This window comes from Mycolicibacter hiberniae, assembly GCF_010729485.1.
GTDB lineage: Bacteria > Actinomycetota > Actinomycetes > Mycobacteriales > Mycobacteriaceae > Mycobacterium > Mycobacterium hiberniae.
Map to the genome: position 1 here is coordinate 1,726,367 of NZ_AP022609.1, position 23,306 is coordinate 1,749,672.

At 68.5% G+C, this 23,306-nt stretch carries 18 protein-coding genes; 7 read left to right on the plus strand and 11 right to left on the minus strand.

What is annotated here, in order from left to right:
- Positions 1 to 16 precede the first annotated feature (16 nt).
- Entirely contained in the window at positions 17 to 598 is a 582-nt protein-coding gene (gene lspA / locus G6N14_RS08130; RefSeq protein WP_085135409.1) for a signal peptidase II, read from the minus strand.
- 30 nt (positions 599 to 628) lie between these two features.
- On the opposite strand from lspA, the gene G6N14_RS08135 reads away from it, so the two are divergent.
- Positions 629 to 1,567 (plus strand): asparaginase, encoded by a 939-nt coding sequence (locus G6N14_RS08135; protein ID WP_085135410.1) that lies wholly within the window; start codon positions 629 to 631, stop codon positions 1,565 to 1,567.
- On the opposite strand, the gene G6N14_RS08140 is transcribed toward G6N14_RS08135, so the two are convergent.
- The 5 genes from G6N14_RS08140 to ileS all read right to left on the minus strand — a co-directional run bounded on the left by G6N14_RS08140 (position 1,548) and on the right by ileS (position 9,472).
- Positions 1,548 to 2,927 (minus strand): DNA polymerase IV, encoded by a 1,380-nt coding sequence (locus tag G6N14_RS08140; RefSeq protein ID WP_085135411.1) that lies wholly within the window; start codon positions 2,925 to 2,927, stop codon positions 1,548 to 1,550. The two genes, G6N14_RS08135 and G6N14_RS08140, sit on opposite strands and share 20 nt — an antisense overlap.
- Positions 2,928 to 2,973: 46 nt before the next feature.
- Positions 2,974 to 3,315 carry a DUF732 domain-containing protein gene (locus tag G6N14_RS08145; RefSeq protein WP_085135412.1) on the minus strand — a complete coding sequence of 114 codons (342 nt, stop codon included), beginning with the start codon at positions 3,313 to 3,315 and terminating at the stop codon, positions 2,974 to 2,976.
- A 47-nt stretch (positions 3,316 to 3,362) separates the two neighbouring features.
- The gene (locus G6N14_RS08150; protein WP_085135413.1) at positions 3,363 to 4,709 is read right to left on the minus strand and encodes a PPE family protein; all 1,347 of its coding nucleotides are present in this window, start codon (positions 4,707 to 4,709) and stop codon (positions 3,363 to 3,365) included.
- Positions 4,710 to 4,727: 18 nt separating this feature from the next.
- Positions 4,728 to 5,963, minus strand: coding sequence for a PPE family protein (locus tag G6N14_RS08155; protein WP_085135414.1), 1,236 nt, complete (start codon positions 5,961 to 5,963; stop codon positions 4,728 to 4,730).
- 371 nt (positions 5,964 to 6,334) lie between these two features.
- Positions 6,335 to 9,472, minus strand: coding sequence for an isoleucine--tRNA ligase (gene ileS / locus G6N14_RS08160; protein WP_085135415.1), 3,138 nt, complete (start codon positions 9,470 to 9,472; stop codon positions 6,335 to 6,337).
- 275 nt (positions 9,473 to 9,747) lie between these two features.
- Between ileS and G6N14_RS08165 the strand changes: the two genes are divergently transcribed.
- Positions 9,748 to 10,506 carry a lipase family protein gene (locus tag G6N14_RS08165; protein WP_085135416.1) on the plus strand — a complete coding sequence of 253 codons (759 nt, stop codon included), beginning with the start codon at positions 9,748 to 9,750 and terminating at the stop codon, positions 10,504 to 10,506.
- Between the two features lie 7 nt (positions 10,507 to 10,513).
- Here G6N14_RS08165 and G6N14_RS08170 read toward each other — a convergent pair whose 3' ends face one another.
- From G6N14_RS08170 to G6N14_RS08180, 3 genes are all read right to left on the minus strand, one after another.
- On the minus strand, positions 10,514 to 10,984 hold the full coding sequence (locus G6N14_RS08170) for a hemerythrin domain-containing protein (protein WP_085135417.1): 471 nt from the start codon (positions 10,982 to 10,984) through the stop codon (positions 10,514 to 10,516).
- Between the two features lie 145 nt (positions 10,985 to 11,129).
- Positions 11,130 to 14,114, minus strand: coding sequence for an MMPL/RND family transporter (locus G6N14_RS08175; RefSeq protein WP_085135418.1), 2,985 nt, complete (start codon positions 14,112 to 14,114; stop codon positions 11,130 to 11,132).
- Between the two features lie 69 nt (positions 14,115 to 14,183).
- On the minus strand, positions 14,184 to 15,671 hold the full coding sequence (locus tag G6N14_RS08180; RefSeq protein ID WP_085135419.1) for a flavin-containing monooxygenase: 1,488 nt from the start codon (positions 15,669 to 15,671) through the stop codon (positions 14,184 to 14,186).
- A 254-nt stretch (positions 15,672 to 15,925) separates the two neighbouring features.
- Here G6N14_RS08180 and G6N14_RS08185 point away from each other — a divergent pair, with 254 nt between their 5' ends.
- The 5 genes from G6N14_RS08185 to G6N14_RS08205 all read left to right on the plus strand — a co-directional run bounded on the left by G6N14_RS08185 (position 15,926) and on the right by G6N14_RS08205 (position 21,008).
- Positions 15,926 to 16,972, plus strand: a complete 1,047-nt coding sequence (locus G6N14_RS08185) for an AurF N-oxygenase family protein (protein WP_085135463.1) — start codon at positions 15,926 to 15,928, stop codon at positions 16,970 to 16,972.
- 97 nt (positions 16,973 to 17,069) lie between these two features.
- Complete coding sequence (locus tag G6N14_RS08190; RefSeq protein ID WP_170307447.1) at positions 17,070 to 17,837, plus strand: phthiotriol/phenolphthiotriol dimycocerosates methyltransferase; 768 nt, start codon at positions 17,070 to 17,072, stop codon at positions 17,835 to 17,837.
- A 108-nt stretch (positions 17,838 to 17,945) separates the two neighbouring features.
- Positions 17,946 to 19,304 (plus strand): cytochrome P450, encoded by a 1,359-nt coding sequence (locus G6N14_RS08195; RefSeq protein ID WP_085135421.1) that lies wholly within the window; start codon positions 17,946 to 17,948, stop codon positions 19,302 to 19,304.
- Positions 19,301 to 20,131: an SDR family NAD(P)-dependent oxidoreductase gene (locus G6N14_RS08200; RefSeq protein WP_085135422.1), complete on the plus strand. Its 831-nt coding sequence runs from the start codon at positions 19,301 to 19,303 to the stop codon at positions 20,129 to 20,131. The genes G6N14_RS08195 and G6N14_RS08200 overlap by 4 nt, the downstream gene beginning before the upstream one ends.
- 64 nt (positions 20,132 to 20,195) lie before the next feature.
- Positions 20,196 to 21,008 (plus strand): phthiotriol/phenolphthiotriol dimycocerosates methyltransferase, encoded by an 813-nt coding sequence (locus tag G6N14_RS08205; protein ID WP_085135423.1) that lies wholly within the window; start codon positions 20,196 to 20,198, stop codon positions 21,006 to 21,008.
- 15 nt (positions 21,009 to 21,023) lie between these two features.
- Here G6N14_RS08205 and G6N14_RS08210 read toward each other — a convergent pair whose 3' ends face one another.
- Positions 21,024 to 21,809 carry an alpha/beta hydrolase gene (locus tag G6N14_RS08210; protein WP_085135424.1) on the minus strand — a complete coding sequence of 262 codons (786 nt, stop codon included), beginning with the start codon at positions 21,807 to 21,809 and terminating at the stop codon, positions 21,024 to 21,026.
- A 98-nt stretch (positions 21,810 to 21,907) separates the two neighbouring features.
- A complete protein-coding gene (locus G6N14_RS08215; protein ID WP_085135425.1) occupies positions 21,908 to 23,257 on the minus strand; it encodes a hypothetical protein in 1,350 nt (449 codons plus the stop codon).
- Positions 23,258 to 23,306: the final 49 nt, after the last annotated feature.

Below are 23,306 nucleotides of genomic sequence, written 5' to 3' on the forward strand. Positions count from 1 at the left end.
TTCCGTCACAGCCGCCTCAGGCCTGCTCGCCGCCATCGGCGCGGCGGCGGCCCACCGCGTCGAAGTCGAACCCGAACACCGACAGCGCCACCAGCAGAATCGCACCGCCCACCACCGCGGGGTCGGCGACGTTGAACACCGGCCACCAGCCGATCGACAGGAAATCCACCACGTGACCCTGCAGATGCCCCGGCGCCCGGAAGAACCGGTCCACCAGGTTGCCCAGTGCGCCGCCGAGGATCATCCCGAGCCCGATCGCCCACCACGGCGAGACCAGGCGGCGTGACATCCAGATGATGCCGAGCACCACCGAGCTGGCGATCAGCGTCAGCACCCAGGTGTAACTGGTGGCCATCGAGAACGCGGCGCCGGAATTGCGGACCAGAGTCCATGTCACGGTGTCGCCGATGATCGACACGGGCTGGCCCGGCGTGAGCATCTTCACCGCCAGCACCTTGGTGACGACGTCAGCCGTCAGCACCACCGCAGCCACCGACAGCAGCAGTCCCAGCCGGCGGCGCGGCGCGGCGGGCTCCCCCGGCTGCTGCACCTCCGTCTCGGTCGAGTCGGTTGTCTCCTCAGTCACGACCCCCATCATCCCTTAACCCGCGTGCGGCATGATCGCGGCATGCTGTCACCACGCCTGACCGTCATCACCACCGGCGGCACCATCTCCTGCAGCACCGACAGCGACGGCGCGTTGCGGCCCGGCCGCAACGGTTCGGAGCTGCTCGCCGGCGCCGGTGACGCCGACGTCACCGTGGTGGACCTGATGGCACGCGACAGCTCCGAGCTCGGTCCGGCCGACTGGTCTGCGGTCCTGGCCGCGATCGGTACCGCGGTGGACTCCGGTGCCGACGGCGTGGTCGTCACCCACGGCACCGACACCTGCGAAGAGGGCGCGCTGTGGCTGGAGCTCGGCTACACCGGGGACGTCCCTGTGGTGCTGACCGGCGCCCAGCGCGGCGCGGACGCCCCCGACGCCGACGGGCCGGGCAATCTGCGCGACGCGTTGGCGCTGGCGGCGGCCCCGGCGGCCCGCGGTATGGGGGTGCTGGTGTGCTTCGCCGGCCGGGTGCTGGCACCGCTGGGCCTGCAGAAGACCACCCTGACCGGCCTGGCCGGGTTCACCGGCCCGCTGCTGGGCACCGTCTCCGACGGGCGGGCCACCCTGACCGGCCGCAAGACCCGTCCCGACCTGGCCGTCCCGGCCACCGCGCCACGGGTGGACGTCGTCGCCCTGTACGCCGGCGCGGACTCGGTGGCCCTGGATGCCTGTGCGGCGGCCGGGGCACGCGGGGTGGTGCTGGCCGGGCTCGGTTCCGGCAACGCGCCGTCGGCGGTGATCGACGCGGTTCGCCGGCACCGCCGGGCCGGCCTGGTGGTCGCGGTGTCCAGCCGCGTCCCCGACGGACGGGTGAGCGCCGACTACGGACCGGGGCGGGCCCTGGTGGAGGCCGGGGCGGTGGTGGTGCCGCGGCTGCGGCCCCCGCAGGCACGGATTCTGCTGATGGCGGCCCTGGCCGACGGCCGGCCGGTCGCCGAGATCATCGACCGGTGGGGCTGATCGGCGACTCGTCGCCGGCGGCCTGCTCGTGGACGTAGTCTCCCCAGTCCAGGCTGTCGACCGGGTCGGCACGGCTGATACCGGGCTCGTCCGCGGGAAACGTCCGCACCGGTCCCGGACCTGAACTGCGCGTTTCGAATCGGACGGTGACCACCCCGTGGCCGGCGCCCTGCACCCAGCCGTGCCCCAGCTCGCGGTGCCTGACGTCGTCGCCGACGCGCCAGGACGCCGTACCGGCCACCGACGGCGTCTCCCGCGCGGTGGTGTCCGGGATCGCCGCCCCATCCGGGAATTCCAGGTCCGGGAAGAGCGACTCCTGGCGAACGTCGGTCAGGCCGGAGAATCCGACGCCGAGCAGTCGGATGGGGCCGATCTCGCGCGGGTCGAGCAGCAACCGGGCAGCCGCCGCCATGAGCGCGCCCGCGTCGGTGGTGGCCAACGGCAGGGTGGCCGAGCGGGTCAACACACTCATGTCGGCCTTCTTGAGCTTGACCGTCACGGTCCGCGCGCCGCGGCCGTCGCGCAGCAGCCGGCGGTGCGCGTGCGCGCCGATCGGGCCGATGGCGGCCCGCAGCTGCTCCAGGGTCGTCAGGTCGACGGCGAAGGTGGATTCGGCGCTGATCTGTTTGGCCTCAGCGCGTTCGGCGACCCGGCGGTCGTCGATACCGCGGGCCAGCCGGTGCAGCGCCGGACCGACGGTGGCGCCAAGAACGTCGGCCGCCTCGGTGTCGCTCAGCGCGGCAAGCTGACCGATCGTGTCGATGCCCAGCCGGTGCAGCCGCTCCTCGGCGACCGGACCGATCCCCCACAGCCGCCGCACCGGGAGCCCGTCGAGCAGCAGACGTTCCTCGGTTCGGCCGACCACCCGTACCCCGTCGGGCTTGGCCAGGTCGGAGGCGATCTTGGCGATCTGCTTACCCGATCCCGCCCCGACCGAGGCCACCAAGCCGGTCTCCTCGCGCACCCGGCGCCGCAGTCTTTCGCAGTACCGCACGACCTCGGCCTCGTCGGCCCCGGCCAGCTCAGCCGGTTCGCCGAACGCCTCGTCGAAGGACAGCTGCTCGACGACCGGGATCTGGGTCCGCACGGTCTCGAAGACCCGGCGGCTGGCCATGCCGTAGACGGCGCCCCGCGGCGGCAGCACCACCGCCGGTGCCCCCACCAGCCTGCGGGCCTGGTGCATCGGCATCGCCGAGCGGGCGCCGAAGACTCGTGCCTCGTAGCTGGCCCCGGCCACCACGCCGCGTCCCCCGAGCCCGCCGACCAATACCGGCCGGCCCCGCAGCGTCGGGCGGGTCAGTTGCTCGACGGAGGCGAAAAACGCGTCCATATCCAGGTGCAGGACCCAGCGGGCGTCCACGACGGCCAGCCTATTGGGCGCCCCCAGCGCGGGTGGGGCTGGATCGCTACTTGGCTCCGCCGCCGCCCTTGAGCTGGTGCGGGCAATAGGTTTTGGCCGAGATCGCGGCGAACCGCGCGGCGTCGGGGATGGTCAGCTCGGGGTTGGCGTCGGTGATGTCGGTCAGCAGTTCAAGGCCCGACTCACCGTTGGCCGCCAGCCCGCACAGCGCACGGGCCGCTTCCACGGCCTGAGCCGGGTCGGCGAAGGTGATCCCGACCTGGTTCAGCGACGCGATGAACTCCGCGCTGTCGACCTCGTCAGGCTCTGCGGTACCGGGATAGGCGTGCCCGGGCGCGGCCAGCACCACTGCGGCGGTGGCGACGAGCGGGACGATCAACAACTTCATCGGGAATCTCCTGGAGCGACCGAAGGGTTTCGCGCATCGACGCGGCGTCAGCCGAGCGCGGAGTTCGTGCCCGCCAGCGCAGTGTCGCTGTCGTCGAGGACGTGCACCGCGTGAATGCCCGGCTTCAGGGACAGCTTGGCGACCAACTCGTCCAGGCCGGCCTGATCAACGTTCCAATGCTGCACGACATCCGGCGTCTGCTGCAACTGGGCGATCACCTGGTCCAGCGGTACCGGCGCGTTGCGGTCGTCGATATTGGTCGAAACCACGCGTGCCACCGGCGCCACCGTCCGGGTGCGCGCCGCGGGAGCGCCCAGCGCGCCGCCGGCGGCGCTGCCCAGGGCCGCCGGTGCCAGCATGCCCGGCACAGCGCCCGCGGCCGGTGCGGCGCCCAGCGCCGTCTCGGGAAACGACGTGGACGCCAGCTGAATGGCCGAGGTCGCGCTGGCCCAGTTCGGCGGCACCGACAGCGCACCGACCCGCATCGCGCTGGCCGTACTGGCACCGGCGGCGCTGGTCAGCCCCGCGCCCGCGGTCAGGCCGGTGCTGGTCAGGCCGCCGCCGAGTGCGGCTTTGGGAACCGCGGGCAGCACCGCCTTGTAGCCCGACCGGAACTGCGTGATGCTCATGTTGGTGCTGGCGTGCACCGTGTTGACCCAGGCGGTCTGGCTGCTGGTCCCCGAGATCAACGCCAGGTGTGATTCCAGGTAGGACCGGGCCTCGGGGCCGCCGGTGGCGGTGTCGATGAAGTCCTGCCAGCCCTTGTTGTAGCCCGCGGTCATGTCGTTGATCTCTTTGAGGACGCCCTGCAGGATGTCGTGCGGTGTCACCGGGGCGCTCGCCTCGGAACTGCCCGCGGTGGCGTTGGTGGTCTGCGGCGGCTCGGTGAATGACGTGAGGTCGGTGGCGGCCGCCGAGGCGCCGGCGTAGCCGAGCATCGCGGAGATGTCCTGCGACCACATCTGACCGTATTCGGCCTCGACGGCGGCGATCGCGGTGCTGTTCTGGCCGAGGATGTTGGTGGCCACCAGCGAGGCCAGCTGGCTGCGGTTGGCCGCGATCGCCGGCGGCGGCACGATCCCGGCGAAAGCCGATTCGTAGGCGCTGGCCGCGGCCGTCGCCTTGGCCGCGGTCTCCTGGGCCTGCGCCGCGGTGGTGGACAACCAGGTCACATAGGGAGCCGCGGCGGCCGCCATGGCCGCCGCCGCAGGACCCTGCCAGCCCCCACTGAGGCCCGACAGCGCTGCCTGGTACGACGACGCGGCGGCATGCAGCTCGGCGGCCAATCCCGACCAGGCCACCGCGGCGGCGAACAGCGGGTCAGCACCCGGACCGGAGTACAACTGGCCCGAGATCACCTCGGGGGGCTGCGCGGCAAAACTGTAGAACACCATGAACGCGACCTACTTTCGCTATTTCGCGATCGGCGGGATGACGATGACGGTGGCCGTGGTGGCGATATCCGGCCCCGTCTGGGTGTTGGTGACGTGGCTGATGGCGCTGATCGCGCGGGTGGAGGCGGCTCCGGCGGCCTGACGCACCGGGGTGCCGATCGCGCGACCGGCGAGGCTCGACAGCGCCATCTGGCCGGCCAGCAGGCTCTCCCCGTTGGCGGCCAGGGCGGGCGCGGCCTCGAGCACGCCGGCCTGCAGGGCCACCGCAGCGGTCTTGGCGGCCGGGACCGCGCTCGCCCAGCTGGCCGGAACCGACATCGACCCGATCAGTCCCGCCCGGCCCATCGCCCCCGACACCGGCACGGCGTGCGAGCCGCTCAGCATGGTGCTGGACATCAACGGCGCCAAGGCACCGACGATCGGCTTGGGGCTGAGCGTGGACGTCAGGTTGCCGAGCGAGTTGGCCACCGCCGGGATGCTGATCGACATCTGGTAGATGCCGCGGGCCGAATTGATCAATCCGGTGGCGTAGGGCCCGTTGTAGGTGCTCAGCGCCGTGGACAGGGTCTTGACGATCGCCTGGTAATCCTCGAATAGCTGGGTGGGCAGCATCAACGGGTTCAGGGTCATGTTCTGCAGGGCTTCGGGAATCTGGCTGAGCAGGTCCGACAGCGTCGACTGACCTGCGGCAGCAGTCGCCGCCGCGGGCTGGCTGATCTGGCCGGTGCCGTTCGTGGTCTCCGCGGGGGCGGTGAACGGGGCCAGCTGGCTGGCAGCCGCCGACGAGCCGGCGTAGGCGTACATCGCGGCCGCGTCCTGAGCCCACATCTCGCCGTACTGCGCCTCGGTCGCCGCGATCGCCGGGGCGTTCTGTCCCAGGAAGTTGGTGGCGACCAGCGACGCCAGCAGCGCGCGGTTGGCCGCGATCAACGGCGGCGGCACGGTTGCGGCATAGGCGGCCTCGTAGGCGGCCGCCGCCGCGGTGGCCTTCATCGCCGTCTCTTCGGCCCCGGTCGCGGTGGCTTTGAGCCACGCCGCGTACGGGGCGGCCGCCGCAACCATGGCGGCCGCGGAGGGACCCTGCCAGGCCGAGTCCGCGAGGTCGGCGATCACCGCGGCATAGGAGGTCGCGGTGTAGTTCAGCTCGGTGGCCATCGCCGCCCAGTTCGCCGCGGCGGCCAGCAACGGCGCCGAGCCGGGGCCGGCGTACATGTTCGCCGAATTGACCTCCGGCGGAAGTGCCCCGAAATCCATGAAAGCCCCTGCCCCTCATACCCCGGTAATGGACGACCCACCCGAGTCGCGTCCCGCGACGCCTTGCCCGGGTGGGTCGAGAACCAGCCGCAGCCAGCTCATGCTAGGTCTGGAGGCTAATCCGCTGCCGCGGTCCCCCGCCGCGACGTACGCGGCGGTGCGGGGCCGCCACCGGCCCGCCTCGGTGGCCGCCCAGGGGCGTCCGCGCGCCGCGCAAGACGGTTTTTCACCACCGCATACTGCACAAATGACATGATCGGGTGGCGCTTCGGGGCCTGCGGCTGCCCTGTCCGACCACCGCTGTCAACGATAAGAATCTTCGCGCGAGAAAGTCGGCCCTGGCAGCGGCCCCAATCCCGGCCCCTGCACCGTCAGACCTTGGCGATCGACACCTGCACACCGTCCCCTATCTCCACGGGATCGGTCGGGGTCCCGAACTCGAAGCTGGTGGCCAGGATTTCTCCGGCGATCAGGTCCGCATGGGACTGCGCCCAGCCCAGCCGCTGCTCGGGAACCGCGAGCACCACACTGATCCGGTCGGAGACGTCCAGACCGGTGTTCTTGCGCAGTTCCTGCAGCTCGCGGATCCGGTCCTTCGCCCAGCCCTCGGCTTCCAGCTCCGGCGTCACGGCGCTGTCGAGCACCACCAGGCCCGCGCCGTCGGGCAGCGCAACGGTGTAGTCGGGATCGGCGGCCACCAGCTTGGCGGTGTATTCGCCTTCGAGCAGCACCACCGGACCCGCGCGCAGCGTGCCATCGGGGTTGACGACGCCCTCGCCGGCCTTGACGGCCTTGATCGCGGCTTGCACATCCTTGCCCAGTCGAGGCCCGGCGACCTTGGCGTTGACCGCCAGGTCGAATCGGCCGTAGCCGGCGATGTCGTCGGTCAGCTCGACGGCCTTGACGTTGAGCTCGTCGGCGATCAGATCGGTGAACGGCGCAAGCCGCTGGGGCTCCTCGACCGCCACGGTGAGTTTGGGCAGCGGCAGGCGGACCCGCAGTTGGTGGGCCTTGCGCACCGACGACGCCGCCGAACAGACCTCGCGCACCTGGTCCATCGCCGCGACCAGCGCCGGGTCCGCGGGCAGATCGGCGGCCTGCGGCCAGTCGGTCAGGTGCACCGACCGCTGGCCGGTGAGGCCGCGCCAGATCACCTCGGTGGTCAGCGGGAGCAGCGGCGCGGCCAGTCGCGCGGTGATCTCCAGCACCGTGTGCAACGTGTCGATCGCGTCGCGGTCCTCGTCCCAGAACCGCTGCCGGGAGCGCCGCACATACCAGTTGGTCAGCGCCTCGGTGAACTGCCGCAGCTGCTCGCAGGCACCGGAGATGTCGCACACGTCCAGCGCAGCGGTCAGGTCGTCGCGCAGCGAGGCCAGTTTGGCCAGAATGTAGCGATCCAGCACGTGCTGCGAATCGGTGCGCCAGACACCGGGTTTCGGGGCGTATAGCGTCAAGAAGCTGTAGGCGTTGGTCAGCGGCAGCATCACCTGGCGTACGCCCTCCCGGATGCCCGCCTCGGTGACGATCAGGTTGCCGCCGCGCAGGATCGGCGAGGCCATCAGGAACCACCGCATGGCATCGGAGCCATCCCGGTCGAACACTTCGCTCACGTCCGGGTAGTTGCGCAGCGACTTGCTCATTTTCTGACCGTCACTGCCGAGCACGATGCCGTGTGCCACACAGGTTTTGAACGCCGGGCGGTCGAACAGCGCGGTCGCCAGCACATGCATCATGTAGAACCAGCCACGGGTCTGCCCGATGTACTCGACGATGAAGTCGCCGGGATAATGGGTCTGGAACCAGTCCTCGTTCTCAAACGGATAGTGCACCTGGGCATAGGGCATCGACCCGGAGTCGAACCAGACATCGAGCACGTCGGGGATGCGCCGCATCGTCGAACGGCCGGTCGGGTCATCCGGGTTGGGACGGGTCAGCTCGTCGATGTAGGGGCGGTGCAGGTTGTCCGGCCGCACCCCGAAATCACGCTCGAGTTCATCGAGGCTTCCGTAGACGTCGATCCGCGGATAGGCCGGGTCGTCGGAACGCCACACCGGAATCGGGGTTCCCCAGTAGCGGTTGCGGGAGATCGACCAGTCGCGGGCGCCGCGCAGCCAGTTGCCGAAGATCCCGTCCTTGATGTGCTCGGGATACCAGGTGATCTGCTCGTTGAGTTCGACCATGCGGTCCCGGATCTCGGTGACGCGGACGAACCACGACGACACCGCCTTGTAGATCAGCGGGTTGCGGCAGCGCCAGCAGTGCGGATACGGGTGCTCGTAGGTCTCATGGCGGACCAGCACGGCGCCGTTGGCCGCGGCCGGGCCGGTGCCGTTCTTCAGGTCGGCGATGATCGCCTTGTTCGCGTCGAAGACATGCTGACCGGCGTAGTCGGGCACGCTGGAGTCGAAGCGGCCCTTGGCGTCCACCGGAGTGACCGGAGTGATCCCGGCCGGGTCGGTGGTGTTCTTGTCGTCCTCGCCGTACGCGGGCGCCAGGTGCACGATGCCCGTCCCGTCCTCGGTGGAGACGAAGTCGGCGGCGAGCACGCGGAAAGCGTTGTCGGAGTCCATGAAATACGGGAACGGCGGCACATAGCGCAGGCCGAGCAGCTCGGACCCGCGGTAGCTGCCCAGCACCTGGGGCTGTTCGCCCTCGCCCAGGCCCAGCTCGCGCCCGTAGGCGCGCAGCCGCGCCTCGGCCAGCAGGTACCGGTGCTGTCCCGCCGCGACCTGCACGTAGGTCACGTCGGGGTTGACCGCGACCGCCTGGTTGGACGGCAGGGTCCACGGCGTGGTGGTCCACACCAACAGGTGGGCGCCGGCGAGGTCATCGGCCGGCCCGGGGCCGGCGATCCGGAACCCGACGGTCAGGGCCGGATCCTGGCGGCTCTTGTAGACGTCGTCGTCCATCCGCAGTTCGTGGTTGGACAGCGGCGTCTCATCACGCCAGCAGTAGGGCAGCACCCGATAGCCCTCATAGGCCAGGCCTTTGTCCCACAGCTGCTTGAACGCCCACAGCACCGACTCCATGAACGGCAGGTCGAGGGTCTTGTAGTCGTTGTCGAAGTCCACCCAGCGGGCCTGCCGGGTGACGTAGGCCTGCCACTCGGAGGTGTAACGCAGCACCGAGTCCCGGCACGCCTGGTTGAACGCGGCGATGCCCATGGTGTCGATCTGCGACTTGTCGGTGATCCCGAGCTGACGCTCGACCTCGAGCTCGGCGGGCAGGCCATGGGTGTCCCAACCGAACCGGCGCTCCACCTTGTAGCCGCGCATGGTGCGGTAGCGCGGCACGATGTCCTTGACATAGCCGGTCAGCAGATGCCCGTAGTGCGGCAGTCCGTTGGCGAACGGCGGACCGTCGTAGAAGACGTATTCCTGTGCGCCCTCACGGCGGGCGATGCTGGCCCGGAACGTGTCGTCGTCGGCCCAGTACTGCAGGACGGCGGCCTCGGCCGCCGGGAAGTCGGGGGCGCCGGCGGGCGGCTTCGGATAGCTGCGTTCGGTCACGGTGTGTTGTCTCCCAAGGGCCCGGCCCGGGGACGACGCCGCACGGTTGCGCCAGCGCCGCGGTACCACCCCGCTTGCCGCGCACCCAGGGCGGGGCGCGACCGCTCGAACAAGGCTGTGACGGGCCGTCCCGTTCGGTTCTACTGAGTCGGTCGCAGATCGACTGTTCTTCCGAAGGCTCCCCGGTGATTGCCGGTTCAGTGCCGTTGGCCGAGATTCTAAGGCCTGCCGCCGCCGGCCGGGGCGGCAGGGCCGGGGCTCCTACACTGGCCACTGTGGCATTCAGTCCGTCGAATGCTCGCGACGTGGCGTTACCGCTGGTGTCGGCGGCCTACGCCGTGATGGCCGGCGCCGAGCCCACGCTGCCCGCGGGGTTGCGCCAGACCGCGCTGATCCTCGCGGACCGGGCGCACCTGGCGGGGCTGCCCGACCGACATCCTGCCGCGGTGATGGCCCGCGACACCGACGTCTTCGGCCTGATGGGCCATGACACGTCCTCGGCGACGGCGTTCATCGCCTTCCGGGGCAGCGCCGATGTGGCGGACTGGATCGCCGGTTTCGACTACGCGCCGACGCCCTACACCCCGCTTGCCGGATTCGGCCAGGTGCACACCGGCTTTCAGGAGATCTACGGTTGCGTACGCGGGTCCATCGCCGCCAATGTGGCTGCCGCGATCAGTGGGTGCGGCCAGATCCTGATCACCGGGCACAGCCTCGGTGCGGCCCTGGCCGTGCTGGCTGCACCGGATGTCGCCGCAGCGATGCCTCCGAACACCATCGAGCCGCGGCTGACCACCTTCGGCGGCCCGCGAGTCGGTCTGGACGACTTCAAGGCCGCGTTCGACGCCGCCATCGAATGCTGTTACCGCGTAGTGAATTTCCTCGACATCGTCCCGCTGGTGCCGCCGGAGCCCTTCGTGCATGTCGGCGCCGGGATCGCCGTCGACAGTGGTGGCGCCGTCGACCTCGGCTGGCGGCACAGCCTGGCTGCCTATCGCACCGGCCTGACACCGCTCGTCGCCGCACAAGCCTGATGGGGCCTCAGGCTGCTTTGGCGCAGATCCACCCGTCGGGCATCTGGCCGCCGGCAAGGAATTCGGTGAGCTCGGCGGCCTGGTCGGGGGCCAGCCCGGTGTCGGCGGCCGCGTAGATCACCCGCTCCTCCACCAGGTGGTGAGCGGCCAGCAGCTCGAGGAGCCGATGGCTGACGCCGTGCAGCGTGGTATGGCCTGCGCCCACCTGGACCAGCTCCTCCAGCGCATGCATGGCGCGCCAGATCTCGCCGTGTCCGCGGATCATCCCGAACACCGCCATCCGGTGAGCCCCTTGGCTGATCGGCGGGAACAACAACTGTTCTTCCAGGTAGATGTGCCGGCGCAGCACGGCCAGCGCCGCGCTCAGTCCCGCGGCGTCGACGGTGCCGTCGGCGAGGCGATCGAGAAAGTCTCGGATGCCCCGGTCGATCAGCAGATGCTCGCGTGCCAGGGTGGATGAAAGAGCTTCGTCGGGCATCTCGGCCGCTCCCCTTTGACCTTCGACAACGGTGCCCCAAACCGTCGAACGCCGACGCAGGACCGCCGCACCGTTTTCTCCAAGTGAACCTTGTTGAAATCTAGCCCACGCCGCGGGGCGCCGAGCCGGCAGGGTCGAGCCGCGATCAGCGGTCGGGCTCCTCCTCCGGGGGGCGGACCGTGGCCAGCACCTCGGTGGGGCGATCGTCGGCCGGTCTGCCGGAGAGCTCCGGGAACGCCGTGGCGACCATGTCCTCGAAGCTCCGTTGTCTGCGGGCGGGTGCTACCGGTGCGGCAGCACCGCCGGCCGCCGCCGGCATCCGCGCCGGGCGCTGCCGCACGTTCAGCGGCCACCAGAACCACCGTCCCAGCATCGCCGCCATCGACGGCATCATGAAGGAGCGCACCACCAGGGTGTCGAAGAGCAGACCCAGCCCGATCGTGGTCCCCACCTGACCCACCACCCGCAGATCGCTGACCAGCATCGAGGCCATGGTGAAGGCAAACACCAGGCCGGCGGCCGTGACGACCTTGCCGGTGCCGCCCATGGTCCGGATGATCCCGGTCTTCAGCCCGGCACCCATCTCCTCCTTGAACCGGGCCACCAGTAGCAGGTTGTAGTCACAGCCCACCGCCAACAGGATGATCACCGACATCACCATCACCAGCCAGTGCAGGTGGATGCCGAATATGTACTGCCACAGCAGGACCGACAGCCCGAAGGAGGCTCCCAACGACGCCAGCACCGTCCCGACGATCACCACAGCGGCGATAAAGCTCCGGGTGATCAGCAACATGATGATGAAAATGATTGCCAGGGCAGTGATTCCGGCGATCAGCAGATCGTAGTCGGCGCTGCCCTGTAGGTCGTTGAACAGCGCGGCGGTGCCCGCCACATACACCGTGGCGGTTGCCAGCGGGGTGCCCTTCAGTGCCTCGGTGGCCGCCTTCTTGATCAGGTTGACCCGCGCCATGCCCTCCGGAGTCGCCGGGTAACCGTCGTGGGTGATGAAGAAGCGCGCCGCATGACCGTCCGGCGACAGGAACAGTCCAACCACCCGCTTGAAGTCCGGATTGTCGAAGGCGTCCCGGGGCAGGTAGAACGAGTCGTCGCTTTTCGCCGCGTCGAAGTCCTGGCCCATCGCCGTCGAGTCGCCGCCGACCTCCTCGACCTGGGCCAGGATGCCCGACATCGTGCTGTGCAGCGTCAGCATCATGGTCTGCAGGCTGCGGAGCGCGGCGATCTGCGCCGGCATCATCGCCAGCAGCTGCGGCGTGACCGTGTCGATATTGGTCAGGTCGGGCGCCAGTTCGTTGATCTTGTCGGTGAGCAGGGTGGTGCCGTCCATGGCCGCATAGGCCGCACGCAGCGACATACAGGTCTGGTCATTGGCGCAGTTCTGCTGCTTTTCCACCGATTCCCGAAGCGACTTGGTGTTCTCGTTCAGGTCGGCGATGTTGCCCCGCACCTGCTGGGACAGGTCCATCGCCTCCTGGGAGACACCGGTCGCATGGTGGGTGCTGGAGTTCAGATCCTGCATCAGCGCGTACATCCGCTGCAGCGAGGCGATGGTCTCGTCAAGGTCATCGGCTTGGCGGCGCATGTCGGCCACCCGGTTCTTGACGAAGTCCAGGTTCTGCATCTGGCCGGCGTTTTGCATGCTGAGCAGGAAAGGAATCGAGGTGTGCCCCAGCGGGGTGCCCTCCGGGCGGGTGACGCCCTGCACCATCGCAACGCCCTCAACGGCAAAGATGCTCTTGGCCACCTTGTTGAGCACCAGGAAGTCCGCGGAGTTGCGCATGTCGTGGTCGGACTCGACCATCACCACCTCGGGCAGCAGGCGCGACTCCGGGAAGTGCCGGGCAGCGGCCGCCCAGCCGAGGTTGGCCGGGGTGTCCTGGGGGATGAACGACGGGTCCCGGTAACTGACCTGGTAGCCCGGCAGTGCGAGCAGGCCGATCAGCGCTACCGAGCAGGCCGCGACGAAAATCGGAACGGGCCACCGCACGATCGCCGTGCCCACCTTGCGCCAGCCGCGGTCGGACATCTTGCGGCGCGGTTCGAGCAGCCCGTGGCGCGTGGCGACGGCCAGCACCGCCGGCACCAGCGTCAGCGCGATCGCCACCGCCACCACCATGCCCACCGCACACGGCAGCCCCATGGTCTGAAACACCGGCAGCCGGGTGAAGCTCAGGCAGAACGTCGCACCGGCGATGGTCAGGCCCGAAGCCAGCACCACGTGAGCGACGCCGCGGTAGGTGGTGAAATACGCCGTCTCCGGGTCTTCGCCGGCATGGCGCGCCTCGTGGTAGCGGCCGATGAAGAAGATGCCGTAATCGGTGCCGGCCGCGATCGCCAGGGTCACAAGGATGTTGATCGCGAACGTGGACAGCCCGATCAGCCCGTAGTGGCCCAGTGCCGCGACGATTCCGCGCGCCGCCGCCAGTTCGATCCCCACCACGGCCAACAGCAACCCGACGGTGCTCAGCGAGCGATACAGCAGCAGCAGCATCAGCGAGATCACCGTGACGGTGGCCACCAGGATCTTCAGGACCGCCCGATCGCCGCTGGTGTTCATATCGGTGACCATGGGCGCCGGCCCGGTGACGTAGGCCCGAACCCCCGGCGGCGCGGGGGTGCGCTGCACGACGTCGCGCACCGCCTCGACCGAGTCGTTGGCCAGGGCCTCGCCCTGATTTCCGGCGAGGTTCAGCTGAACCAGGGCCGCCTTGCCGTCCGCGCTCTGGGCGCCCCCGGCGGTCAGGGGGTCGCCCCAGAAGTCCTGGATGTGCTGGACGTGCACGGTGTCGGCGTTGAGCTGCGCGATGAGCTCGTTGTAGTACTGGTGCGCGGCGTCGCCGAGGGGCTCGTCGCCTTCGATGACGATCATCGCCGCGCTGTCGGTGTCGGACTCGGCGAAGACCTGCCCGAGCCGAGCCATGGCCTGAATCGACGGCGAGTCCTTGGCGCTCAACGACACCGGGTGTTCCTTGGCGACCTGCTCCAACGGCGGAACGGCGACGTTGACCAGGATGGTGATGGCCACCCAGGCCAAGATGATCGGCACCGCGAAGCGGCGAACGAATGCGGCTGCCGAGGACCCGCCGTGGTTCCGGTGGCGTGTACTCATCGGTCTCTTACCCGGCAAGTTGCCCGAACGATCACTGTAACCCCCTGTTCAGGACCGTAACAGCGCACGTTATCCGATCCGGTAATCCGACAGCGGGAAGCGATCCTGCTCTTTGACGGCGCTGCGCACCGAGGTCGGCCGGAACAGCGGCGCCTCCCCCGTGTTCTGGTTGAACCAGTACGAGTTCGAAGTGGCGCAGTTGCCGCGATGGAACACCGAGCTGTCCAGCAGGCCCATCATCCGCTCGTAGAACCGCGCGTTGGCGTCCTCGGTGACCTCGAAGGTCTGCGCGCCCCGCCGCTGCAGTTCGCCGAAGAGCCGCCGCATGTGCCGGGTCTGATATTCCACCGTGTTGAACCAGGACAAGCCGACCCAGGAGAACGGGCTGGACATGTTGATGAAGTTCGGGAACTGGGGCACCGTCATGCCCTGGTAGGCCTGGAATCGGGTCTCGCGCCACCATTTGCCCAGGTTACGGCCGCCGCGACCGATCACCTCGATGGCGGGCAGGTTGCTCTCCCAGACGTCGTAGCCGGTGGCCAGCACCAGGGTGTCAGCCTCCCGCTTGACCCCGTCGCGCGACACGATGCCGTCCGGTTCGATCCGCTCGATCCCCTCGGTCACCAGCTGCACGTTCGGTTTGGCGAACGCCGGGTAGTAGTCGTTGGAGATCGACGGGCGTTTGCAGCCGAAGTCGAAGTCGGGCGCCATCTTGCGGGCGAGCTCGCGGTTGCGCACCGACAGCAGCCGGTGCAGGGCCGATTGGGCCGCCATCGCCTTGTTGAGGAACTTGAAGCGCCGGTAGCGCCACATCGTCAGCACCATCATGAAGTCGGTGGTGTTGTCGGTGAGCCAGCGGACGATGCGCTGGGTGAACGGCACGCGGGCGAACATCCGTTGCACCGGAGGCGGGAACACCACGTCGGACTTGGGTGTGACCAGAATCGGCGTGCGCTGGTACACCGTCAGGTCGGCGACCTCTTTGGCCAGCTCGGGAATCACCTGGATCCCGGTGGACCCGGTCCCGATGACGGCCGCCCGGCGACCGGCCATCGAGTAGTCGTGGTCCCATTCCGCGGTGTGAACGACGTGGCCCGCGAAGGTGTCGATGCCGGGGATGTCGGGGATCTTCGGCTGGCACAGGAAGCCGGTGGCGATGATGAGGAACTGCGACGTCAGGGTCTCGCCGCCGGCCAGCGAGGTCCGCCAGACCTTCGCGTCGTCGTCCCACTGGGCACCGTCGACGCTGGTGTTGAACCGCATGAAGCGCTCCACGTCGTACTTGTCCGCGACGTGCTCGGCGTAGGCCTGGACTTCGTGACCGGGCGCGAACAACCGCGACCAGTACGGGTTGGGCTCGAACCAGTAGGAATAAGTAGTAGAGGGCTGGTCGACCGAGAGGCCGGGATAGTGGTTGACCCGCCACGTTCCGCCGAGGCCGTCCAAGCGGTCCACGATCACGATGTTGTCGTAACCCAGCCGGTTGAGCTGGATCGCCGCACCGATGCCGCCGAAGCCTGCGCCCACGATGACGGCGTCGTATTGCTGCGTCTCCATAAGGACGACACGCTACCGCAACGGCGTCCCTTCCCGCCGTTCACGCAGGTCAGACCCATGACCGGCGGGCGACCGGCGGCCGACCGACGGCCCGCCGCCGAGGGTCACACCGCGGGGAGCCGCGCGATATCTGCTTGCGCGTCAAATCGGACGTATGATGACTACAGGTATGTAGATCCGCCTTTTTAGAACGAATCTGATTTTTTCTGGGGAGCTGCGCAATGGTCGGTACGGGGATTCTGGCGGCCCTCACCATGCTGCTCGGAGCCGTGTGCACGAGTCGAATCACCCGCGCGGCGCGCGCGCGGAACCGCCGGACCCGCGCCGCCCCCGACCAGGACTACGCCGCCATGCTGGCCGCGCTCTCGGCGAACTCCGAGCGGCATCGCTTCGACCCGCTCACCGACCTGGACTGGGACGCCCCGGAGTACGCGGTCTGCCCGCAGGACCCGCGCTGGGTGCTCTGCGACGGTCCGCTGGCCCGCACCGCGTGGTATCGCCGCCAACCGCTCACCACGCAGATCGCGATCGGGATGTGGCACCAGGCCAACATCGCCAAGATCGCGCTGCAGTTCGAGAGCATGCTCATTCGCGGCCTGGTGCAGTACGCCTCGCGAGTGCCCAACGGATCGCCGGAACACCGCTACTGCCTTCGCGAGACTATCGAGGAATGCCACCACGTCCTGATGTTCCAGGAACTGGTGAACCGGATCGGCCAGGACGTGCCCGGCATGCCACGCTGGATGCGCAGGCTGTCGCCGGTGCTGCCGCTGTACGCCGGCCCCTTCCCCAACGCGTTCTTCTTCGGGGTGCTGGCCGGCGAGGTCCCGGTCGATGTGATCCAGACAAAGGCGCTGCGCACTGCCGGGTCGGCACATCCGCTGGTGCGGGCGATCATGGCTGTCCACGTCGCCGAGGAGGCGCGACACATCTGTTTCGCCGACGCCCGGCTGCGTCAGCGCGTCCCGCACGCCCGATGGGTCAACCGGGTGTGGATGTCGATCTATGTTCCGGTGCTCATGCGGGTGTTCGCGCGGCCGATCGTGCTGCCGCCCCGCGCGTTTTTCCGGCATTTCGGCGTACCCCGGTCGGTCCGCCGGCAGCTACGGGCCGGCTCGGCCGAATCGCGCCAGGAGCTGCGCGACACCTTCGCCGACATCAGGATGCTCTGCGACGATCTGGGCCTGATGACCACGGCCGGGAGGCTGATGTGGCGGGTGTGCGGCATCGGCGGGCCGCCGTCGCGATACCGCGGTGAACCGCGGCGCGCGCAGCAGGCCACCCGGATCACCGGGAACTGAGGCCCCCGCCGAGCTGTGCCATACTTTCGGTATGGTGCGTTCCCCATCTGAGACCTTGGAAAAAGTCGGCGCCGAGCTGGTGTACCGCATCTCGGCGATGCCGCTTTACAAGAAGGCCTTCAAGTACTGGTACCCGTTCATGACGAAGCGGATGGGGCACGACGACGTCGTCTTCCTGAACTGGGGCTACGAGCAGGACCCGCCGCTGGGCCTGCAGCTCGACGCGGCCGACGAGCCCAACCGGTACTCGATCCAGCTCTACCACCAGACCGCGACCCAGATCGACCTGGCCGGCAAGGACGTCCTCGAAGTCAGTTCCGGCCACGGCGGCGGTGCCTCCTTCCTGGCCCGCACCCTCAAGCCGGCCTCCTACACCGGCCTGGACTTCAACCCCGACGGCGTCGCCTTCTGCAAGAAGCGCCACCAGGTGCCCGGCTTGGACTTCGTGCAGGGTGACGCAATGAACCTGCCGTTCCCGGACAATTCCTTCGACGCGGTGGTCAACGTCGAGGCCTCACACATCTACCCCGACTTCGCGCAGTTCGTCCGCGAGGTGGGACGGGTGCTGCGCCCGGGCGGGCACTTCCTGCACACCGATTTCCGCGCCAAGGAAGACATCGAGTCCTGGCAGCAGACCCTGGCCACCCCGCCGCTGCGGCTGGTCAACGAGCGCGACATCAGTCGCGAAGTGGTGCGCGGGCTGGCGGCCAACTCACCGCGCTCCAACGCGCTGATCAACGAGCGCATGCCGTTCTTCCTGCGCCGCTTCGCCCGGGAGTTCGCCGTGGTCGAGGGGTCGCTGTTCTACCGCGACCTGGACCGCGGCGAGATCACCTACCGCATTTTCGACCTCGTCAAAGAGTGACCCCGGGCCCCGGGCGGCGACCGGGTTAGGGTGGCGGCTGGGCCGGTTGCGGGCCGGTCGGGCCAATCGCGCTCCAATCCCGACGATCGCTGACGAGGGGCTTGCCAGATGGACCAGAAGGAACTGACGCGCCGACTTCGTTTTCGCGCCAGCCTGCTCAAGATCGGCACCGACGGGCTCATCGGCGTCATCCGCGACCGGGCGACCGCCTACCGCTACGCGGTGACCAGACGCGAGACCGCGCCGCTGACCGACTTCGACCCGTTTGCCCCGGAGACGATGCACGACCCGTATCCGGGGTATCGCACGCTGCTGACCGGCCCCAAGGTCTGGTACAGCCGCAAGCGGGGCATCTGGATCATCCCGGGCTATGACGAGGTCCGCCAGGCGTTGCGCGACAACGAGGCGTTGTCCTCGGCGCAGAGCCAGGCCCGCTTCCGGGTCCGCCTGCAGACCATGAACGCCACCGACCCGCCGGAGCACACCCGGCTGCGCCGGTCGGTGTCGCGGGCATTCACCCCGCGTGCGATGAAGTCGTGGGAGATCAACATCAACCGCGCCGCCGACGAGCTGGTGGCCGCGATGGTCGAGCGCGGCCGCGTGGAGATCGTCTCCGACTTGGCCAAGCCCCTGCCGAACCGGCTGATCACCATGATGCTGGCCATACCGCAGGAGGACCGTCACCAGTTCCTGGAGTGGGCCGACACCATCAACGAGGCCGCATTCGCGCCGCTGAGCCTGCGCGGGATGGTGATGAACATGCGCTCGAGTCAAGCGGTGATCGCGATGCACCGCAGTCTGGACCCGATGATCAAAGCCCGCCGCGCCGATCCCGGCGACGACCTGATCTCGATGCTGGCGGCACCCAGCGGTGCCGACACCCTCTCCGACGACGAGGTGTTCTGGACGGCATCGATGCTCGTCGGCGCCGGCAGCGAGACCACCACGAATCTGATCTCCGGACTGTTCCTGACCCTGGCACAACGTCCCGACGTCTACGCGCGGCTGCGCGAACAGCCCGAGCTGATCCCCACGGCCATCGAAGAGCAGCTCCGGCTGGTCGCTCCGGTGCAGGGCTTCTACCGAACCGCGACGTGCGACTATCAGGTCGGCGACCACACCATCCCGGCCGGTGCACGGGTGTTGGTGCTCTACGCGGCCGCCAATCGCGATCCTCGCCACTACCCCGATCCGGACACGTTCGACCTGGACCGCAATCCGGGCGACCACCTCGCTTTCGGTGGGGGCGCGCACTACTGCCTCGGCACGCACCTGACCCGCATCGAAGTGAGCCGGGTGCTGACCCAGCTGATCCCCCACGTCGAAACCATCCGGCTCGACGGCGAGCCCCGCTATCTGGTCAACGCGACCATGCGCGGCCTGGAGCACCTGCCCGTCGAACTGGTTCCCGCCGGCTCCGCCGGGCACCCCGCACCGGCCCGGTCCGGGAACACCGGCGCCCGATGAGCGCCCAGCCGGTAGCGCTGGTCACCGGAGCAACCAGCGGGATCGGCGAGGCAACTGCCGACCAGCTGCAGGCGGCCGGTTACCGCGTCTATGCCGTCGGGCGTAATTCCGAAGCGCTGCAACGTCTTACCTCCCGGGGGTTGACCGCACGCCAACTCGACGTCACCGACGAGGCTGCAGTGCAACGCCTTGTCGCGGAGATCACTGCCGAGCATGGTGCGGTGGATGTGCTGGTCAACAGTGCCGGATTTCCGCTGACCTGTCCCCTCGAGCAACTGCCGCTGGAAGACCTGCGCGGCCTGTTTGAGACCAATGTGGTTGCAGCACTGAACCTTGCTCAGGCGGTTCTGCCCGGAATGCGCCACCGCCGGTCCGGCGTCATCGTCAACATCGGCAGTACCGGAGGGCGTTTCGCCAGTCCGGGCGCCGGCGGTTACCACGTGGTCAAGTACGGCATGGAGGCGCTGTCGCTGTCCCTGGGTGCCGAGGTGGCGCCGTTCGGCGTCCGCGTGGTGCTGCTCGACCCGACCGCGGTCCGAACGCCGTTCGTCATCTCTCAGCAGGAGGCGCGACCCACCTACGCAGCCGATGATCCTTACGGCGACTTCAAAGTTCGCTACGCCGAGAACACCCGCCAGCTCTCTGCCAAGCGGGGCGTGATGATCGAGCCCGACACCGTCGCGCGCGCGGTGCTGCGCGTGGTCAGGGCCCGCAACCCCAGGCCGCGCTACGTGATCGGAATCTCCGGCAAGGCAACCGTGTTGGCCCGTGCCCTGGTTTCCGACCGGCTGTGGAACCGCATTCTGATGCGCGGGCTGCGCGACTGACTCCCGGCACGGGGCCAGAACCGCGGCGTCGCCCGAATCGTGAGATACTTCTTCGATGCCCACGATGAACCGCCTGATATTCAACCCGGTTACCCATCGCGTGTTGACGAATCCCTTCGTCTACAACTTGGTGTTCACCTCTTTCGTGAACAAGCGATTCTCCACCCAGACCCGGATGCTCAGCGGCGACGACTGGTTGTTCCTCAACTACGGCTACGAAGAGGACCCGCCGATGGCGGTGCCGCTGGATCCCTCCGACGAACCCAACCGGTTCTTCATCCAGCAGTATCACCGCACCGCCGCCCAGGTCGACTTGGCCGGCAAGAAGGTCCTGGAGGTCAGCTGCGGTCACGGCGGCGGCGCGTCGTATGTCATGCGCACCTTCAAGCCCGCCGCCTACACCGGCTTGGACCTCAATGAGACCGCGATCGAGTTCTGCCGCACGCGCCACCAGCTGCCCGGCCTGGACTTCGTGCAGGGCGACGCCGAGAACCTGCCGTTCGACGACGGCTCGTTCGATGTGGTGTTGCACGTCGAGGCATCGCATCTGTACCCGCACCCGGCCCGGTTCTTCGACGGTGCCGCACGCGTGCTGGCCCCGGGTGGGCATTTCCTCTACACCGACTTCCGCCGGCGCAGCGAGCTGGACCGCTGGGACGCCGAGCTGGCCGGCGCCGGATTGCGCCTGGTGTCCCAGGAGGACATCAGCATGGACGTGCTGCGCGGCAACGAGAAGAACCTCGACCGCAAGCAGAGCATGATCGCCCACCATGGCAACGTGGCCCGACTGGCCAGCGCCGCCACCGACTGGACCTTCAACGGGGCGCTGCGCAACGGCGAGTTCGTCTACCGGCTGTACTGCTTCGCCAAGGACTGAACGGCCCGGCCGTCGCTATAGGCCGCGATCGCCCAGCCATCGGTGGATGCGCTCGGCCACGGCGTCCCACCCTGGTTCCAGCATCATGTTGTGGCCCATGCCCGCGAAGAACTCGGCCTCGGTGCCGTAGGCCCGTGCGGTGGCTCGCACCTCTTTGCAGGTGTGGGCGCCGTCCTGTTCGGCGCCGAGCACCAGCAGTGGCGTGCTCACGCGGCTGGGCCGGGGCAACTTGAGGATCAAACAGTCCACGCTGATCCGCGGGGAGTCTTCCTGCAGCCGGGCCGCGCACTGTAGGACGGTCTCCGCCGGGGTGGTCGCGGAGAAGAAATGCTGCCGAGCCCGCTCCGGCGTACTGATGTAGGGCAGCGCCCTGCCGGTCACCGCCATCTTGATCGCATCCCACGGCCGGTGGCGCAGCCAGCGCAGGGTGGAACCGTAGTTGCCCCGCGGCGGGATGGACGCCATCAGGACGGCCGCCGGCGCCGGACGGCCCTCGAGGTACTTCTGCACGATCAGCCCGCCCATGGAGTGGCCGATCACCACGGGGGGCACCGGGAGGCTCTCGGCCACCGTCGCGATATCGGCGACGTAATCATCGACTCCGCAGGCCCGCAACGGCTTGTCACTGGAGCTGGCACCATGACCGCGGAAACTGACCGCCAGCGCGCGATATCCCCGCTCGGCGAAGTATCCGAGGAAGTTCTCCTCCCAGCACCACGCGGCGTGCCAGGCACCGTGGACGAACAACAGCGGAACGGGGTGCGCCGAACTGGTACCGCCCCTGTCAATCACCTCAAGCACAGCACCGCTCTCCCTATCCGCCGCGCCAGCAACGGTAGCAGCGACCGTGTCCACCGGAGCGTCAGCCCGATCTGGCCGGTAGCGCGGCCACCTGACGGCTACTCCGGGGTGATGTTGAAGATGGCGTCCCAGAGGCCCTGGATGTCGAAGGGCCCGATGATCCCGCTGTTGTCGAAGATGTTGTACCAGTAGTCGCCGAAGAAGGCCTGGAGCTGCTCGGGGGTGGGCAGGAACGCGGTGGTGTCGATGACCGGGTCCGGCGGCAACGGGTTCTTGATGTCGAGCAGCACGGTGTTCAGGCGCCACAACCACGCCTGAGTTTCGATCATCTCCTCGTTGGAGACGTTGGCGGTGCCCTCGGCGTAGGCGTCCATCCACTCGTCGATGACCGGGTTACCCGGCCACAGGTCGTCCATGATCTTCACCAGCCAGAAGTAGCTGGGGGTGTTCCAGTCCTCGGGGTTGAAGATGTTGCCGCCGGGCTCGAGCAGCAGGCACGGCCCGGGGCAGACCGGGCTGCCGGGGATGAACGGGTTGAAGGCCAGCAACGATGAGGCGATCAGCGACTGCACGGCGCGCGCGAAATCGATCGGGTCGGGCAGGATGAACTGGTCGGGATCGAACGGCTGCTTCAGGCTTTCGAAGAAGTTGGCGAACGGCTGACCGAAGTCCATCGAGTAGTAGCTGCCCGCCCACGGCTGCAGCGGGGCGTTCGGGTCGATGTTGGGGTAGTCCTCCGGGTTCAGCCCCAGCTCTTCGAGCGTGCGGGTGCCTTGCCAGTAGTAGCCGTCATTGGCATACCCGATGTTGACCATTCCCGGCCCGTTGGGGTCGAAGTAGAACTGGTTGCCGTTGGTCATGTCCGAGAACGGAATCTGGAACCAGTTGTTGATCAGCGGGAACGGCTGCAGGCCGGTGGCGATCAGCAGACTCCACAGGGTCTGGTCGATCGAGGTGAAGCCGGTGATCGGGCTGGTCGGCATGGCCGGCAGGCAGTCCAGGCCCGCGCAGCTCAGGTCGATCGGGATCTGCACATTGGCCAGCATCGACAGCTGCTGGCCCAGACCCGGGAAGCTGTGGTCCCCTTCGTGACCGGCGCCGGAGATCAACGGGAAGGGGAACATCATCTGCAGGATGCCTTCGAAGTGCCCCATGTCGCCGGGGTCCTCGCCCCAGGCGTTCGTCGGGCTTCCGGCGAACCACGGACCGCTGTAGAACAGTGACTTGGCCAGGGTGTCCATGGCGTGGATTTCCCATGCCGGCGCGTTGAACAGAGCTTGGAACAGGTTCAGGGGGACGTTCCACAGCGACTCCCCGGCAGCGAGCTGTGTCTCGAGGTGAACCGCCTCGCTCTTGGCGATCGAAGCGGCCGGAGGGGCCACGGTGATGAGCCCGGCGGTGGTGATGGCCAGCCCCGCGGAGAAGTACGAACGCAAGGCTGTGACCATCCCGATTTCCTCCCAAGGTAAAGTAGTCCTACGCAGCTCCAGGGCCGCG

Bases quoted from the DNA above. Each gene is read 5' to 3' on its own strand.
- G6N14_RS08135 (WP_085135410.1), top strand. From the start codon at position 629: ATGCTGTCACCACGCCTGACCGTCATCACCACCGGCGGCACCATCTCC.
- G6N14_RS08195 (WP_085135421.1), top strand. From the start codon at position 17,946: ATGGACCAGAAGGAACTGACGCGCCGACTTCGTTTTCGCGCCAGCCTG.
- G6N14_RS08155 (WP_085135414.1), bottom strand. From the start codon at position 5,963: ATGGATTTCGGGGCACTTCCGCCGGAGGTCAATTCGGCGAACATGTAC.
- G6N14_RS08170 (WP_085135417.1), bottom strand. From the start codon at position 10,984: ATGCCCGACGAAGCTCTTTCATCCACCCTGGCACGCGAGCATCTGCTG.
- G6N14_RS08145 (WP_085135412.1), bottom strand. From the start codon at position 3,315: ATGAAGTTGTTGATCGTCCCGCTCGTCGCCACCGCCGCAGTGGTGCTG.
- G6N14_RS08215 (WP_085135425.1), bottom strand. From the start codon at position 23,257: ATGGTCACAGCCTTGCGTTCGTACTTCTCCGCGGGGCTGGCCATCACC.
- G6N14_RS08190 (WP_170307447.1), top strand. From the start codon at position 17,070: ATGCCGCTTTACAAGAAGGCCTTCAAGTACTGGTACCCGTTCATGACG.
- G6N14_RS08185 (WP_085135463.1), top strand. From the start codon at position 15,926: ATGCTGCTCGGAGCCGTGTGCACGAGTCGAATCACCCGCGCGGCGCGC.
- G6N14_RS08150 (WP_085135413.1), bottom strand. From the start codon at position 4,709: ATGGTGTTCTACAGTTTTGCCGCGCAGCCCCCCGAGGTGATCTCGGGC.
- G6N14_RS08180 (WP_085135419.1), bottom strand. From the start codon at position 15,671: ATGGAGACGCAGCAATACGACGCCGTCATCGTGGGCGCAGGCTTCGGC.
- lspA (WP_085135409.1), bottom strand. From the start codon at position 598: ATGATGGGGGTCGTGACTGAGGAGACAACCGACTCGACCGAGACGGAG.
- G6N14_RS08175 (WP_085135418.1), bottom strand. From the start codon at position 14,114: ATGAGTACACGCCACCGGAACCACGGCGGGTCCTCGGCAGCCGCATTC.
- G6N14_RS08200 (WP_085135422.1), top strand. From the start codon at position 19,301: ATGAGCGCCCAGCCGGTAGCGCTGGTCACCGGAGCAACCAGCGGGATC.
- G6N14_RS08205 (WP_085135423.1), top strand. From the start codon at position 20,196: ATGAACCGCCTGATATTCAACCCGGTTACCCATCGCGTGTTGACGAAT.